A 13614-nucleotide genomic window follows, 5' to 3' on the forward strand; every position below is an offset into this window, starting at 1 on the left:
CCTTCCACGCGGCGGGGTTCGCACAAGTTTCGCCGATCCTACGTGGTCGGCACGGCGTGGATGCCCGGGAGGAGCCCGGGCATGACGGGCGGTTCGAGATCGCCCGGGACGCCCTGAACAGTTCAAGGAATCGGACACATGCTCGAAATCAAGAACCTGCACGCCCGCATCGGCGACAAAGAGATCCTGAAGGGCCTCGACCTCACCATTCCCGATGGCGAGCTGCACGCCATCATGGGGCCGAACGGCTCCGGCAAGTCGACGCTCTCCTACGTCCTCGCCGGCAAGCCGGACTATGAGGTGACGGACGGAACCGTCACCTTCAACGGCCGGGACCTGCTCGACCTTCCGCCGGATGCCCGCGCCGCGGCGGGGGTGTTCCTCGCCTTCCAGTATCCCATCGAGATCCCCGGCGTCGCCAACATGCAGTTCCTGCGTGCCGCCATGAACGCACAGAAGAAGGCGCGCGGCGAGGAGGAGATCTCCACCCCCGACTTCCTCAAGCTGGTGCGCGCGAAGGCCCCCGACCTCGGCATCTCCACCGAGATGCTCCGGCGCGGGGTGAACGTGGGCTTCTCCGGCGGCGAGAAGAAGCGCAACGAGATCCTGCAGATGGCGCTTCTGGAGCCGAAGCTCTGCATTCTCGACGAGACCGATTCCGGCCTCGACATCGACGCGCTCAAGGTGGTGGCGCAGGGGGTGAACGCGCTGCGCGCGCCGAACCGCTCCATGCTGGTCATCACCCACTACCAGCGCCTGCTCGACCATATCGTGCCGGACGTGGTGCACGTCATGCACAAGGGCCGCATCGTGCGCACCGGCGGCCCCGAGCTGGCGCTGGAGCTGGAGGAATCCGGCTATGCGGCCTATGCCCAGGACGCGGCGTGAGCGCGGCCATGAACATCACCCTTCGACCGGCCCGCACCGCGGCCGAGGAAGCCATCGCCGCCACGCTCGCGGCGCAGCTTGAAAAGGAAGCCGGGCAGGGGCGCATCGGCGACCTGCGCCGCGACGCGCTGGAGGCGTTCCGCGCCCACGGCCTGCCGCACCGGCGGGTGGAGGAATGGAAATATACGGACCTGCGCGCGGCGGTGCGGGACTTTCCGGCGCTGGCCGGCCCCCCGACGCGGCGGCCCGCGCCGAGGCCGATGCCCGGGCCCTGCGCGTGCCCCATGCCGCGCGCATGCTGTTCGTCAGCGGGGTTCTGGCGCCCGGCGAATCCGATCTCGGGGCGCTGCCCGAGGGCGTCACCGCGCTGCCGCTGGCGAGCGCCATCGCGGCGGGCGATGCGCTGGCGGATCGCATCGGCGCGCTGGCGCCGGAGCGCTATGACGGGGCGTTCGCGCTCAATGCCGGCTTCCTCGGCGAAGGTCTGGTGCTGCGCGTCGCCGCCGGCACCCGGGTGGAAAAGCCGGTGCACCTCGCCCACGTCTTTCCCTCGGACGAGGCTTTCGCCGGCTTCACCCGCACCATCGTGGTGGTGGAGGAGGGCGCCGAGCTGACGCTGGTGGAGAGCTTCTCCGGCCGCGCCGGCGTCGCCTACCACGCGAACCACGCGGTTGAGCTGGTGGTGGAGGACACGGCGGTGGTCCATCTGGTCCGCCTCCAGGAAGAAGGCGAGGCCGCCCTGCATCTGTCCACGCTCATGGTGGAGCTGGGGCGGGGGTCGCGGCTCGACCTGTTCTCCCTGGCGCGCGGGGCGGGCCTGTCGCGCTATTCCGTCTTCGGCCGCTTCGCCGGCGCGGGGGCCACGGCCGGCATTCGCGGCGCCAGCCTGCTCAAGGATCGCCAGCACGGCGACACCACCTTGCTCATCGACCATGCGGTGGCGGGCTGCGAAAGCCGCGAGCTGTTCAAGACCGTGCTCGCCGACAGGGCGCGCGGCGTCTTCCAGGGCAAGATCGTGGTGCGTCGCGATGCCCAGAAGACGGATGGGCGCATGATGAGCCAGTCTCTGCTGCTGAGCGACGATGCGGAGATGGACAACAAGCCCGAGCTGGAGATCTTCGCCGACGACGTGCAGTGCGGCCATGGCGCCACCGCCGGCGCCCTGGACGACAAGATGCTGTTCTACCTGCGCTCGCGCGGCCTGCCCGAGAAGGAGGCCGAGAAGCTGCTGATCCAGGCCTTCGTGGGCGAGGCGGTGGAATATGTGGAGGACGAGGCGCTGCGCGACGTCCTCATGGACCGCATGATGGTGTGGCTGGAGCAACGCGCGGGGTGAGGGGCGGCCTAGCGCCGGCTTGACGAGCCGGGGGATGACACGGCGATGGGCGCCGGGGGCATTAGGCCGAACCGATTGCATGAGGACCCGATTGCCATGACGACTGCCTCTTCCCCCCTCCACCCCGCCGTTTCCGGCGACACCTTCGACGTGGAGGCGGTGCGCGCCGATTTTCCGGCGCTGTCGCTCGAGGTGAACGGCCATCCGCTGGTCTATCTCGACAACGCCGCCTCGGCGCAGAAGCCGCGGCAGGTGATCCAGCGCATGGTGACCGCCTACGAGCGGGAATATTCCAACGTCCACCGCGGCCTGCATTTTCTCGCCAATGCCGCCACCGAGGCCTTCGAGGAGGCGCGCGAGAGCGTGCGCGGCTTCATCAATGCCGCATCGGTGGAGGAGGTCATCTTCACCCGCTCGGGCACCGGGGCCATCAACACGGTGGCGTCCTCGCTGGGCCAGTCCATCGAGGCGGGCGACGAGATCGTGCTGTCCATCATGGAGCACCATTCCAACATCGTGCCGTGGAATTTCCTGCGCGAGCGCAAGGGCGCGGTGATCAGGTGGGCGCCGGTGCGCGAGGACGGGTCGTTCGATTTCGAGGCGTTCCAGGGCCTGCTCAGCGCGCGCACGAAGATCGTCGCCATCACCCAGATGTCGAACGTGCTGGGCACGGTCACGCCCATCAAGGAGATCGCCGCCGCCGCCCACGCCGTGGGGGCGAAGGTGGTGGTGGACGGCTGCCAGGCCATCGTCCACATGCCGGTGGACGTGCGCGACCTCGACGTGGATTTCTACGCCGTCACCGGCCACAAGCTCTACGCGCCCACGGGAATCGGCGTGCTCTACGGCAAGCTGGGCCTGCTCGCGCAGATGCCACCCTACGAAGGTGGGGGCGAGATGATCCGCGAGGTGACGGAAGATTACGTCACCTATGGCGTGCCCCCCCACAGATTTGAAGCTGGAACACCTCCAATTGTTCAGGCGATCGGACTGGGCGCCGCCATCGAATATGTGAAGTCCATCGGCCGCGAACGCATCGAAGCGCACGAGCATGCGCTTTCGACCTACGCCCACGAGCGCTTGGGAATGCTCAATTCCCTGCGCATCATCGGCACCGCGCCGGGCAAGGGCGCCATCATCTCATTCGAGATGAAGGGGGCCCATCCGCACGACGTGGCCACCGTCATCGACCGCTACGGCGTCGCGGTGCGGGCCGGCACCCATTGCGCGCAGCCGCTTTTGGCCCGATATGGTGCTTCAGCGACGTGCCGCGCATCCTTTGCCCTTTACAACACGCGCGCCGACGTGGACCGTCTGGTGGACGCCCTCGTCAAGGCGCAGGATTTGTTCGCATGACCGATACGAACGCCCCCGATACGAAGGCCGCCGAGGCGGCGCACCAGCCGCAGATCAAGTCCGCCATCCCCGAGGCGGAGCTGACCCGCCTCACGGACGAGATCGTGGGCGCGCTCAAGACCGTCTACGATCCGGAGATCCCGGTGGACATCTATGAGCTGGGCCTCATCTACAAGGTGGACATCTCCGACGATCACACCGTGGCGGTGGAGATGACGCTGACCACCCCCAACTGCCCCGCCGCCGCCGAGCTGCCGGGCATGGTGGAAAGCGCGGTCGCGACCGTTCCGGGGGTCGCGGACGTGAAGGTGGACATCACCTTCGACCCGCCGTGGGACCAGGGCCGCATGTCCGAGGAAGCCCGCGCGACGCTCAACCTCTGGTGAGCTCAGGTGAGCGGCGCGCGCCCCGCTCCGCCGCTCGGCCGGGTGGTCGAAACCGGCCTCTACGTGGATGATCTCGCCCGCGCCCGCGCCTTCTACGAAGGCGTGCTGGGCCTTGCCCCCATGCTCGCCGACGACCGCTTCGCCGCCTATCCGGTGGGCGGCACGGTGCTGCTGCTGTTCGTGCGCGGCACCGCCGGCGCGGCGATCGCGCTGCCGTTCGGCGGCACCATCCCGCCCCATGACGGCACCGGCCGCCTGCATTTCGCCTTTGCCGTGGCGGCGGAGGACATGGAGCCCTGGCGGGCGCACCTCACCGCCCACGACGTCGCCATCGAGGGCGAGGTGCATTGGCCGAAGGGCTCCGTCAGCCTCTATTTCCGCGACCCCGACGGGAACCTGGCGGAGATCGCCAGCCCCGGGCTGTGGGCGAATTATTAGGGCGGTCTGGCGGCACCGTGGCAGCGCTCCGGCGGCGGGGTGGATGCCCCTGCCTCACGCCACCCGATCCTGCGCCGTGCAGGCGAAGCGGATCTGCTCCACGTGGCGGTGGTCGGTGCCGCAGCAGCCGCCGAGCACCGTGAACTGGGGCATGCGCGTGCGGATGTCGCGATAGAGGCGGCCAAGCTCCACCGGATCGCCGGCGTCGAGGTCCGGCGAGGCGTCGAGTTCCGCGTGGCTGCGGCGCGAGGCGTTGGCGCGCAGCCCGCGCAGGCGCGCCGTCCAGTCCGCCCCCGGCTCGAGGATGCCGGCAAAATGGGTGGGGTGGGCACAATTGATGAGGTAATAGGCCGGTGCGCCTGCGGTGGCCGCGTCGGTCTCCCGGATCGCATCCTTCAGCGACTGGCCGGACGGCAGGCGCCCGTCCGTTTCCAGGGTGAAGGAGACGGCGGCCGGAAGCCCGGCCTCCCGCGCCGCCAGCGCGATGCCGATGGCTTCCTCCACATAGTTCAGCGTGTAGGCCGCGACCATGTCGGCCGAGGTGCGCGCGAAGATGCCGATCTGCCAGGCGTGGTAATCGCGGGCCTCGGCCGCGCTCATCGTCGCCTCCGCCTTGTAGCCGTCGCCGCGCGGACCCACCACGCCGGAGACCACCATGGGGGCGCGCGCCGTCTCGTGCCGCTGGCGGATCTCCTCCATCAGGGCGACGCCGCTTCGGTTGATGTCCTCCAGCGCCGACAGGGACAGGCCCATTCTGGCGCCCCAGTCCGGGCTCGAGCGCCAGTTGGGGGAATCCAGCACGAAGCCGAGCCCGGCTTCGGCGGCAAGGCCGGCATAATGGTCGTAATAGGTGCGCAGGCGCTGCGTGCCCGCCTTGTCCTTCAGCAGATCCGCGGCGGCGAAGAAGGGCAGATCAATACCTTGATGGAAAACGAGGGTGGTCTCCAGCCCGCCATCCATCAGAAACACGCGCTCGGACAATTGCGGCAGTGCCGCGCGATACTTGCTCATTCGGGTCTCCAGCGGAGCGGAACGGCACCCGGAGGGCCTTCAATGCATTGAAGAGCCGGCGCCGCGACGGCGCGAAACATGCGGCGCGCGCCTGCGCCGTTCCAGCCGACTCGTGGTCAAGCGTCCGGGAAAATCAGACAAGCTCTTGCGCCGCTTTTTATTTTCCACTCCGGGCGGGGTGTTTGAGGTGCCGCAGCGGAAGCCAGCGTTTCCTGTCAACTGTACCTGTGGTACAGCAGGCGCATGCTTGACCAGGCGCCGCGCAGAGGCAGCGAGACGCGCGAGAGGATCCTCGCGCTGGCGGAGGAGGCCGTCCTGGCCAAGGGCTTCGCGGCCACCTCCATCGAGGAGCTGATTTCCGCGGTCGGCATCACCAAGAGCGGATTTTTCTATCATTTCAAGGACAAGACCGAGCTCGCCAAGGCCATGATGCTGCGCTATCTGGAGCGCGACCGGGCCCTGCTCGACGATCTGTTCCGCCGCGCCGACGAACTGCACGAAGACCCGCTGCATGGGCTGCTCATCGCGCTGAAGCTGTTCGCGGAGATGATGGCACAGCTCCCCGAGGCCCATCCGGGCTGCCTCGCCGCTTCCTTCTGCTACCAGGACCAGCTGTTCAACCGGGAGATTCGCGAGCTGAACGCCCGGTCCATGCTGGCCTGGCGCGACCGCTTCCGGGCGCGGTTCGAGGCCATCGCCATGGCTCATCCGCCCCGGGAGCCGCTGGACGTGGAGGCCCTGTCCGACATGCTGGCGACCCTGGTGGAGGGCGCGCTGATCCTCGGCCGGGCGCTGAAGGACCCCACCATCCTGCCGCGGCAGGTGCTGCAGTTCAGGACTCATGTGCGCCTGCTGTTCTCGGAGCGGACGGCCGGGTAGGGCGGAAAAAGAAAAGGCGAGGCCCGAATGGCCTCGCCTTTTTGATTCCACGGGTCCTGCGCCGGGTGCGGATCTGAAGTCCGTTTTTCCGCGGCGCGGCCAATCCGTGATGCCGATTCCGTATGCGCCCAAGAGGCATGAGCCCGCGAGGCGGCCGTCGGTCGGCTTTTTTGTGATTCCTCCCGAGACCTGGACCGCATTCACCACCCTCTGGCTGGGAGGCGACGGTCCCCTTTCTTGTGCGCCGTGAAAATAGAACAAGAATGTGTCGTTTGTCATCCTTGCGCCGCAATAAACCTTTCGCTGCACCGCATCATGGTTGCAGGACACCGTGGTCCTCCCGCGGTCCTCCCGCCGTCCCGGCCGCCGCCGCACTTGTCTTTTCGTCCTCCATCCGCTTTCACTCCCGCCGACCGATTTTCCCCTTCGCTCCAGCCACCCGGGCCTGCCGATGCGTCTCTCCCGCTATTTCCTTCCCATCCTGCGTGAAGTCCCGAAGGAGGCGGAGATCGTCTCGCACCGCCTGATGCTGCGGGCGGGCATGATCCGGCAGGAGGCGGCGGGCATCTATGCCTGGCTGCCGCTGGGCCACCGCGTGCTCAACAAGGTGTGCAACATCATCCGCGAGGAGCAGAACCGCTCCGGCGCCATCGAGATGCTGATGCCCACCATCCAGTCCGCCGACCTGTGGCGGGAGAGCGGGCGCTACGACGATTATGGCAAGGAGATGCTGCGTATCAAGGACCGGCACGAGCGCGACATGCTCTTCGGCCCGACCAACGAGGAGATGATCACCGAGATCGTCCGCGCCTACGTGAAGTCCTACAAGGCCCTGCCGCTGAACCTCTACCATATCCAGTGGAAGTTCCGGGACGAGGTGCGCCCGCGCTTCGGCGTCTACCGCTCGCGCGAGTTCCTGATGAAGGACGCCTATTCCTTCGACCTCGATGCCGCCGGCGCCCGCCATTCCTACAACAAGATGTTCGTCGCTTATCTGCGCACTTTCGCGCGGATGGGGCTCAAGGCGATTCCGATGGTGGCGGACACGGGACCGATCGGCGGCAATCTTTCCCACGAGTTCATCATCCTCGCCTCCACCGGCGAGAGCGAGGTGTTCTGCCACGGCGACTATCTCGACATGGCGCCGCCCTCCGCCGACGTGAACTTCGACGACGCGGCCGGGCTGCAGTCCGTGTTCGACCGCTGGACGCAGCTTTACGCCGCCACCTCGGAGAAGCACGACGAGGCCGCCTTCAACGCCATTCCCGAGCCGCGCCGCATGGCGGCGCGCGGCATCGAGGTGGGGCACATCTTCTATTTCGGCACCAAGTATTCCGAGCCCTTCGGCGCCCGGGTGCAGGGGCCGGACGGCACCGAGCGCACGCTCCACATGGGCTCCTACGGCATCGGGCCGTCCCGCCTCGTGGCCGCCATGATCGAGGCCAGCCATGACGAGGCCGGAATCATCTGGCCGGATGCGGTGGCCCCGTTCCAGGTGGGCATCCTCAACCTCAAGGCCGGCGACAGCGCCACCGAGGCCGCCTGCGGCGGGCTTTACGCGGCGTTGACGGCGGCAGGCTATGACGTGCTGTACGACGACACCGACGAGCGGGCGGGCGCGAAGTTCGCCACCGCCGACCTCATCGGCCTGCCGTGGCAGATCCTGGTGGGGCCGAAGGGCCTCGCCGAGGGCAAGGTGGAACTGAAGCGCCGCGTGGACGGCTCGCGCGAACTGATCGCGCCGGGCGACATCCTGGAGAGGCTGAAGGCATGACGGCAACCGGGGCGGTGACGCGGAGCGGCGAGGACCCGGTGGCGACGCGCCCGTTCGCGCCGTTCGAGTGGATGCTGTCGCTGCGCTACCTGCGGGCCCGGCGCAAGGAAGGCTTCATCTCCGTCATCGCCGGCTTCTCCTTCCTCGGCATCATGCTGGGGGTGGCGACCCTCATCATCGTCATGGCGGTGATGAACGGCTTCCGGCAGGAATTGCTGGGCAAGATCCTCGGCCTCAACGGCCACGTCCTCGTCCAGCCGCTTGAATCGCCGCTGACCGACTATGCGGCGGTGGCCGAGCGCATCGCCAAGCTCAACGGCATCCGCCTCGCGGTGCCGCTGGTGGAGGGGCAGGCGCTGGCCTCCTCGCCCTTCGGCGCCTCGGGCGTGCTGGTGCGCGGCCTCGCCGAGAAGGACCTGCGCGAGCTGCCCTCCATCTCCCACAACATCCGCCAGGGCACGCTGGAGAATTTCGACCAGGGGCAGGGCATCGCCATCGGCAAGCGCCTCGCCGACCAGCTCTCGCTCCGGGCCGGCGACAACATCACCCTGGTGGCGCCACGCGGCGCCGTGACCCCCATGGGCACCTCGCCGCGCATCAAGGTCTACAAGATCGCCGCGGTGTTCGAGATCGGCATGTCGGAATACGACAGCGCCTTCGTCTTCATGCCGCTGCCCGAGGCGCAGGCCTATTTCAACCGCAATGGCGACGTGAACGCCATCGAGGTCTACCTCCACAATCCCGACGACGTGGGCGAGCTGCGCGCCGCCATCCAGAGCTCGGCCGAGCGGCCGGTCTACCTGGTGGACTGGCGGCTGCGCAACGCCACCTTCTTCAACGCGCTCCAGGTGGAGCGCAACGTCATGTTCCTGATCCTCACCCTGATCGTGCTGGTGGCGGCGCTCAACATCGTGTCCGGCCTCATCATGCTGGTGAAGGACAAGGGGCACGACATCGCCATCCTGCGCACCATGGGGGCGACGCGCGGGGCGATCATGCGCATCTTCCTGATCACCGGCGCCTCCATCGGCGTGGTGGGCACCCTTTCGGGGCTGCTGCTGGGGGTGGTGGTGTGCCTCAACATCGAGAGCATCCGCCAGTTCATCTCCTGGCTCACCGCAACCGAGCTGTTCTCGCCGGAGCTGTATTATCTGAGCCGGCTGCCCGCCCAGATGAATTTCGGCGAGACCGCCTCCGTCGTGCTCATGGCGCTGGCGCTGTCGCTGTTCGCCACCCTCTATCCCTCCTGGCGGGCGGCCCGGCTCGATCCGGTGGAAGCCCTGAGATACGAGTGATGGACACCCCCGTTAATCCCCGAGGCCGCACCGCCCAGGGTGCCCGACCCCCGCTCGCGCTGGCGCTGACCGGCGTGGTGCGCCGCTATTCGCAGGGGCAGGGGGCCATCGAGGTCCTGCGCGGGGCGGACCTTGCCATCTCCCACGGCCAGTCGGTGGCGCTGGTCGCGCCCTCCGGCTCCGGCAAGTCCACGCTGCTGCACATCGCCGGGCTGCTGGAACAGTCGGATGCCGGGGAGGTGTTCATCGACGGCATCCCCACCGCGCGCCTCGGCGACGGGGAGCGCACGCGCATCCGCCGCCTGTCCATCGGCTTCATCTACCAGTTCCACCATCTGCTGCCGGAACTCTCGGCGGTTGAGAACGTGTCCATGCCGCAGATGATCCGCGGCCTCTCGCGCAAGGAGGCGGACGCGCGGGCCAAGGACCTGCTGACCTATCTCGGCCTCGGCGCCCGCCTGACGCACCGGCCCTCGGAGCTGTCCGGCGGCGAGCAGCAGCGGGTGGCCATCGCCCGCGCGCTCGCCAACGCGCCGCGCCTCTTGCTGGCGGACGAGCCCACCGGCAACCTCGACCCCAAGACCTCCGACCACGTCTTCGGAGCCCTGACGGAACTGGTGCGCGCCACCGGCGTCGCCGCCCTCATCGCCACCCACAACCTGGAGTTGGCTTCGCGCATGGACCGCCGCGTCACGCTGCGCGAGGGCAAGGTGGTCGAGCTCGCCTGACGGACCCCGCCCGGGCGGTGCATCCGCCCCACTTCGCAAAGGCCGCCCGCGACATGGATTCCTTCTTCACCGCCTCGAAGGTGCTGTGGTTCCTGGTGGCGCCGTCCAATGCGCTGGTGCTGCTGGCCGTGCTCGGCCTGCTGCTGCGGGCCGTCCGCCTGCGTCGGCTGGGCGGAGCGCTGATCGTGGTGGCGGTGGCGGGCTGGGTGGTGCTCGGCTTTTCGCCGGCGGCGAACTACCTGTTCGCCCCACTCGAGGACCGCTTTCCCCAGTTCGCGCAGGATGGCCGGCCGGTCACCGGCATCATCGTGCTCGGCGGCGCCGAGGTGCCGGAAGTCGGCCTCGCCCGCGGCGTGCCGGCCTTCGCCGAGGCCGGCGAGCGGGCCATCGCCTTCGGCGCGCTGGCCCGCAAATATCCCGACGCGCGCCTCGCCTTCGTCGGCGGTTCGGGCGCGCTGCTGCCGGGCGGCCCGGCGCTGGAGGCGGAGATGATGCGCCTCGCCCTGCCGGATCTCGGCATTCCGGTCGCGCGGGTGGAGTTCGAGGAGAAATCCCGCAACACCGCGGAGAATGCCGAATTCGCCAGGGCGGTGCTGAAGCCCAGGCCGGGGGAGCGCTGGCTGCTGGTGACCAGCGCCTTCCACATGCCGCGCGCCATGGGCTGCTTCCGCAAGGCCGGCTTCGACGTGGTCGCCTATCCGGTGGACTATCGCACCATCGGCCCCGGCGGCCTCGACGCCCCCTTCTCGCGCGCCGCCTCCGGCCTCAACCTCACCGACGTGGGGGTGAAGGAGTGGGTGGGCCTGATCGCCTACTATTTTTCCGGCAAGACCACGGCGCTGTTTCCCGCCCCGTGAGGCTCACTCGTCGCGCGGCGGGCCGAGGCGGTAGACGCCGCGGAAGTCGGCGGGGTCCACCACCTTGCCCTTGCGATAGATCATCAGGCGCCCGTCCAGCGCCAGCCGGACCGCCACGCGCCGCACCAGGGGCAGGGCGCGCTGCCACTGGTCCTTCGGCATCAGCGCCTGCGCCGCGTCCATGGGACTGAGGCTCTTGCCCGGCGCGCACGCCGCCGACAGGCGCAGCAGCACCGCCTCGGCTTCCGCCTCGTCGGGCAGGTGGTCCTCGGCGTCAGGGCTTGGCTGCGGAGCGTTGGTCATTGCCGTCTGCTTCTGGTGGGCGCGCGGGCCCGGGGAAACGCTTCCGGGCATGCCGCGACGCGGCGTTGTGGCTCTGAACGATGGAACAGAAACGGATTTACCGCTGCCAGGCGAATCGCGTCGGGCGAGCCGCAGGGGAGCGGTCCCGGCTCTTAGGGCAAAAGGCGACGCGGCGGCAACGGCCGGGGCGCGACAACGCCATCGCCTGCTTTTGCGAACGACTTGCCGTTTGGTTCATAAAATCTTAAATCATGGTGCGTTGCGGAACGCTTCGCGTGCCGCGGGGACATGTCGAAAGATCCAGCTTCCATCATGAATCTGACTCAAGGTTATCTCCATCGCCGCTCCTGCTGGGGCGTGGCGCGCACCGCCCTTGCCGTGTTTCTCGTCGCCGTCACCGTCGTCTACCTTTTCGGCGGCTTCGATCCGGCGATGGTTCGGCCCGTCTGAGCCCCGGGGTCCCCGGCCGGGCGGCGCGCCCGCCGGAAAACTCATAAAAATGAAGGTATTGTCCCATTGGCGACGGTCGGCGCAGCCTTCGGGTTGCCGCCGGCCCATGCGCATTTCGGCGCCGGGGCAAATGCTTTACCATGTGCGCCGACGGTGGCCCCGTCGCGTTGCCTTGCCCGCTGCCCGGTAGGATCATCCGCCCGCCGGGGACGGGGGCAAAGCGGCCTCTGTCGCCGGCCGCAAGGCGGAAGCGTTCCGAACGGGCAGGGCAGACCCGCCGGCCGGCGGAGCAGGTCTTGTGAAGTGCTTCCGCGGAGGATGACGATATGGAGTGGATCGCCCAAGCCCTGGGCATCGTGAACACGTCGCTGGTCGTGCCGGGCTGGGTTGTGCTGGCCTCGCTCGTGATCGGCGCGGTGTTCGTGTTCCTGCTGTTCGTGCGCTCGGAGCCGAACGAGAACCCGCTCACCATCCTCGTCCTGATCGGCATTCTGGTGGGTGGTCTCGCGGTCGGCACGGCGCTGGTGCGCCAGATCAACACGTCCTCCGGCATCGCCGAGGCGAAGGCGCTCGAGGCGCGCGCCGCCTCGCTCGACGCCGCGGCGGCGCAGTCGCAGGCGCTGGGCTGCCTGTCCGCCGACCAGCAACTGGTGAACGTGTGCGAGATGGTGCTGTTCGAGCGGCCGGATTCGGTGGCGGCGGCCCGTGCCCTGGTGCGTGCGCGCATGGCGCTGGTGGAGGACGCCTTCGAGTTCGTGCGCCGCCGCGACGCCTCCTATCTCACCGAGCGCATCGCCGCCTGGCGCAAGCCGCTGGAACAGGACCCGTACGGCCTCGTGGCCGCCGCCCTGGTGGATTATTCCGGCTGCACCCCCAGCTATTGCCCCCAGGCGGCGGTGGTGGGCGATCCGGCGCGGATTCTCGCCAACATGGCCGAAGGCCGCTACGCCGCCCTCGTCAGCAAGTACGGCCCCATCTGGGAGCGCAACGCGCGCAATCGCGGAACGGTCACCCAGGCGACGCCGACTAGGTCCGGCCCCTTCGGCTTCGCTGTCACGCCGCGCGACAACGCCACGGCGGCCGCAGAACACCCGCCGGTCGCCAATCTTCCGGTGGAGGAACCGCAGGAGGCGCCGGCCGCCGCCCCGCCGCCGCCGGCGCCTCTGCCGCCGCCGCGCCCGGCCCGTCCGCCGGCCCCGCCCGCCGCCGCCGCCGCGACGGCCGCGCCTCGCCCGGCCGCGCCGCGTCCGCGGCCCCAGCCGGCCCCGGCGGCGCAGCCCCAGGCGGAGCCTGACCAGCAGGCCGAGCCGGACGCGCCGGCAGGCCAGTAGCCGGCCGCCTCGCACCGCCATGCCGCTTCACCTCATCAAGCTCTGCGTCGGCGCGACCTCCATCGCCGATCTGGAGGACTGGATCGCCGGACGTGCCGCCGCCGCCCGCAAGGCCGGCGTCGCCTTCGAGCAGGTGCACGTGACCCGCATGGTGCCGGCGCGGCGGGACGAGCTGCTTTCCGGCGGCTCGCTCTACTGGGTGATCAAGGGGGAGGTGGCGGCGCGCCAGACGCTTCTCGACCTGCGCACCTTCGTCGACGGCGAGGGCATCCGGCGGTGCGCCCTGGTGCTCGATCCGCAGGTGGTGCCGGTGGTGCCGCGTCCGGCGCGGCCGTTCCAGGGCTGGCGCTACCTGGCGCCCGGCGAGGCGCCGAAGGATCTCGCCCGCGAGGAGGCCGCCGGCGACCTGCCCGAGGAGATGCGCCGCGAGCTGCGCGATCTCGGCCTTCTGTGAGCATCGCCCGGCGTCGGCCCGATTGCACCGTCCCTCACGGTTCGTCATGTTGCGTTCAGGAAGGCGCCGTCATTGTGCGCGACTGAACGGCTCCTTCCCGTTACGGAAGGGGTGGCGGCAAGGGGCGT

The 13614-nt window shown here is 69.0% G+C and carries 15 protein-coding genes; 13 read left to right on the top strand and 2 right to left on the bottom strand.

Annotated elements, in window-relative coordinates:
* Positions 1-138: 138 nt before the first annotated feature.
* The 5 genes from sufC (at position 139) to EZH22_RS18465 (ending at position 4404) form a co-directional block, all read left to right on the top strand.
* Positions 139-888: a Fe-S cluster assembly ATPase SufC gene (sufC, locus tag EZH22_RS18445; protein WP_203191959.1), complete on the top strand. Its 750-nt coding sequence runs from the start codon at positions 139-141 to the stop codon at positions 886-888.
* Between the two features lie 175 nt (positions 889-1063).
* Positions 1064-2224 carry a Fe-S cluster assembly protein SufD gene (gene sufD / locus EZH22_RS18450; protein WP_231711032.1) on the top strand — a complete coding sequence of 387 codons (1161 nt, stop codon included), beginning with the start codon at positions 1064-1066 and terminating at the stop codon, positions 2222-2224.
* 96 nt (positions 2225-2320) lie between these two features.
* The gene (locus EZH22_RS18455) at positions 2321-3580 is read left to right on the top strand and encodes a cysteine desulfurase (protein ID WP_203191960.1); all 1260 of its coding nucleotides are present in this window, start codon (positions 2321-2323) and stop codon (positions 3578-3580) included.
* Entirely contained in the window at positions 3577-3966 is a 390-nt protein-coding gene (locus EZH22_RS18460) for an SUF system Fe-S cluster assembly protein (RefSeq protein WP_203191961.1), read from the top strand. The genes EZH22_RS18455 and EZH22_RS18460 overlap by 4 nt, the downstream gene beginning before the upstream one ends.
* Before the next feature lie 6 nt (positions 3967-3972).
* A complete protein-coding gene (locus EZH22_RS18465; protein ID WP_203191962.1) occupies positions 3973-4404 on the top strand; it encodes a VOC family protein in 432 nt (143 codons plus the stop codon).
* Positions 4405-4458: 54 nt separating this feature from the next.
* Here the strand turns inward: EZH22_RS18465 and EZH22_RS18470 are convergent, their stop codons facing one another.
* Complete coding sequence (locus EZH22_RS18470; protein WP_203191963.1) at positions 4459-5415, bottom strand: homocysteine S-methyltransferase family protein; 957 nt, start codon at positions 5413-5415, stop codon at positions 4459-4461.
* 243 nt (positions 5416-5658) lie between these two features.
* Here EZH22_RS18470 and EZH22_RS18475 point away from each other — a divergent pair, with 243 nt between their 5' ends.
* The 5 genes from EZH22_RS18475 (at position 5659) to EZH22_RS18495 (ending at position 10948) form a co-directional block, all read left to right on the top strand.
* Positions 5659-6294 (top strand): TetR/AcrR family transcriptional regulator, encoded by a 636-nt coding sequence (locus tag EZH22_RS18475; protein WP_203191964.1) that lies wholly within the window; start codon positions 5659-5661, stop codon positions 6292-6294.
* Positions 6295-6745: 451 nt separating this feature from the next.
* Positions 6746-8068 (top strand): proline--tRNA ligase, encoded by a 1323-nt coding sequence (gene proS / locus EZH22_RS18480; protein ID WP_203191965.1) that lies wholly within the window; start codon positions 6746-6748, stop codon positions 8066-8068.
* Positions 8065-9363 (top strand): lipoprotein-releasing ABC transporter permease subunit, encoded by a 1299-nt coding sequence (locus tag EZH22_RS18485; protein WP_203191966.1) that lies wholly within the window; start codon positions 8065-8067, stop codon positions 9361-9363. Before proS ends, EZH22_RS18485 begins: the two co-directional genes overlap by 4 nt.
* Positions 9363-10091, top strand: a complete 729-nt coding sequence (locus EZH22_RS18490) for an ABC transporter ATP-binding protein (RefSeq protein WP_203191967.1) — start codon at positions 9363-9365, stop codon at positions 10089-10091. Before EZH22_RS18485 ends, EZH22_RS18490 begins: the two co-directional genes overlap by 1 nt.
* A gap of 53 nt (positions 10092-10144) precedes the next feature.
* The gene (locus EZH22_RS18495; RefSeq protein ID WP_203191968.1) at positions 10145-10948 is read left to right on the top strand and encodes a YdcF family protein; all 804 of its coding nucleotides are present in this window, start codon (positions 10145-10147) and stop codon (positions 10946-10948) included.
* A 3-nt stretch (positions 10949-10951) separates the two neighbouring features.
* Here the strand turns inward: EZH22_RS18495 and EZH22_RS18500 are convergent, their stop codons facing one another.
* Positions 10952-11251 (bottom strand): DUF3253 domain-containing protein, encoded by a 300-nt coding sequence (locus tag EZH22_RS18500; protein WP_203191969.1) that lies wholly within the window; start codon positions 11249-11251, stop codon positions 10952-10954.
* A gap of 312 nt (positions 11252-11563) precedes the next feature.
* Here EZH22_RS18500 and EZH22_RS18505 point away from each other — a divergent pair, with 312 nt between their 5' ends.
* From EZH22_RS18505 to EZH22_RS18515, 3 genes are all read left to right on the top strand, one after another.
* Positions 11564-11701 carry a hypothetical protein gene (locus EZH22_RS18505; RefSeq protein WP_203191970.1) on the top strand — a complete coding sequence of 46 codons (138 nt, stop codon included), beginning with the start codon at positions 11564-11566 and terminating at the stop codon, positions 11699-11701.
* Between the two features lie 326 nt (positions 11702-12027).
* Positions 12028-13032: a hypothetical protein gene (locus EZH22_RS18510; protein WP_203191971.1), complete on the top strand. Its 1005-nt coding sequence runs from the start codon at positions 12028-12030 to the stop codon at positions 13030-13032.
* 19 nt (positions 13033-13051) lie between these two features.
* Positions 13052-13486: a DUF1489 family protein gene (locus EZH22_RS18515; protein WP_203191972.1), complete on the top strand. Its 435-nt coding sequence runs from the start codon at positions 13052-13054 to the stop codon at positions 13484-13486.
* Positions 13487-13614: the final 128 nt, after the last annotated feature.

The organism is Xanthobacter dioxanivorans (assembly GCF_016807805.1).
GTDB classification, from domain to species: domain Bacteria; phylum Pseudomonadota; class Alphaproteobacteria; order Rhizobiales; family Xanthobacteraceae; genus Xanthobacter; species Xanthobacter dioxanivorans.

What these genes read in the sequence shown, in the direction of transcription:
- sufC (WP_203191959.1), top strand. Translation starts at nt 139, where the DNA reads ATGCTCGAAATCAAGAACCTGCACGCCCGCATCGGCGACAAAGAGATC.
- sufD (WP_231711032.1), top strand. Translation starts at nt 1,064, where the DNA reads ATGGAAATATACGGACCTGCGCGCGGCGGTGCGGGACTTTCCGGCGCT.
- EZH22_RS18455 (WP_203191960.1), top strand. Translation starts at nt 2,321, where the DNA reads ATGACGACTGCCTCTTCCCCCCTCCACCCCGCCGTTTCCGGCGACACC.
- EZH22_RS18460 (WP_203191961.1), top strand. Translation starts at nt 3,577, where the DNA reads ATGACCGATACGAACGCCCCCGATACGAAGGCCGCCGAGGCGGCGCAC.
- EZH22_RS18470 (WP_203191963.1), bottom strand. Translation starts at nt 5,415, where the DNA reads ATGAGCAAGTATCGCGCGGCACTGCCGCAATTGTCCGAGCGCGTGTTT.
- EZH22_RS18475 (WP_203191964.1), top strand. Translation starts at nt 5,659, where the DNA reads ATGCTTGACCAGGCGCCGCGCAGAGGCAGCGAGACGCGCGAGAGGATC.
- proS (WP_203191965.1), top strand. Translation starts at nt 6,746, where the DNA reads ATGCGTCTCTCCCGCTATTTCCTTCCCATCCTGCGTGAAGTCCCGAAG.
- EZH22_RS18485 (WP_203191966.1), top strand. Translation starts at nt 8,065, where the DNA reads ATGACGGCAACCGGGGCGGTGACGCGGAGCGGCGAGGACCCGGTGGCG.
- EZH22_RS18490 (WP_203191967.1), top strand. Translation starts at nt 9,363, where the DNA reads ATGGACACCCCCGTTAATCCCCGAGGCCGCACCGCCCAGGGTGCCCGA.
- EZH22_RS18495 (WP_203191968.1), top strand. Translation starts at nt 10,145, where the DNA reads ATGGATTCCTTCTTCACCGCCTCGAAGGTGCTGTGGTTCCTGGTGGCG.
- EZH22_RS18500 (WP_203191969.1), bottom strand. Translation starts at nt 11,251, where the DNA reads ATGACCAACGCTCCGCAGCCAAGCCCTGACGCCGAGGACCACCTGCCC.
- EZH22_RS18505 (WP_203191970.1), top strand. Translation starts at nt 11,564, where the DNA reads ATGAATCTGACTCAAGGTTATCTCCATCGCCGCTCCTGCTGGGGCGTG.
- EZH22_RS18510 (WP_203191971.1), top strand. Translation starts at nt 12,028, where the DNA reads ATGGAGTGGATCGCCCAAGCCCTGGGCATCGTGAACACGTCGCTGGTC.
- EZH22_RS18515 (WP_203191972.1), top strand. Translation starts at nt 13,052, where the DNA reads ATGCCGCTTCACCTCATCAAGCTCTGCGTCGGCGCGACCTCCATCGCC.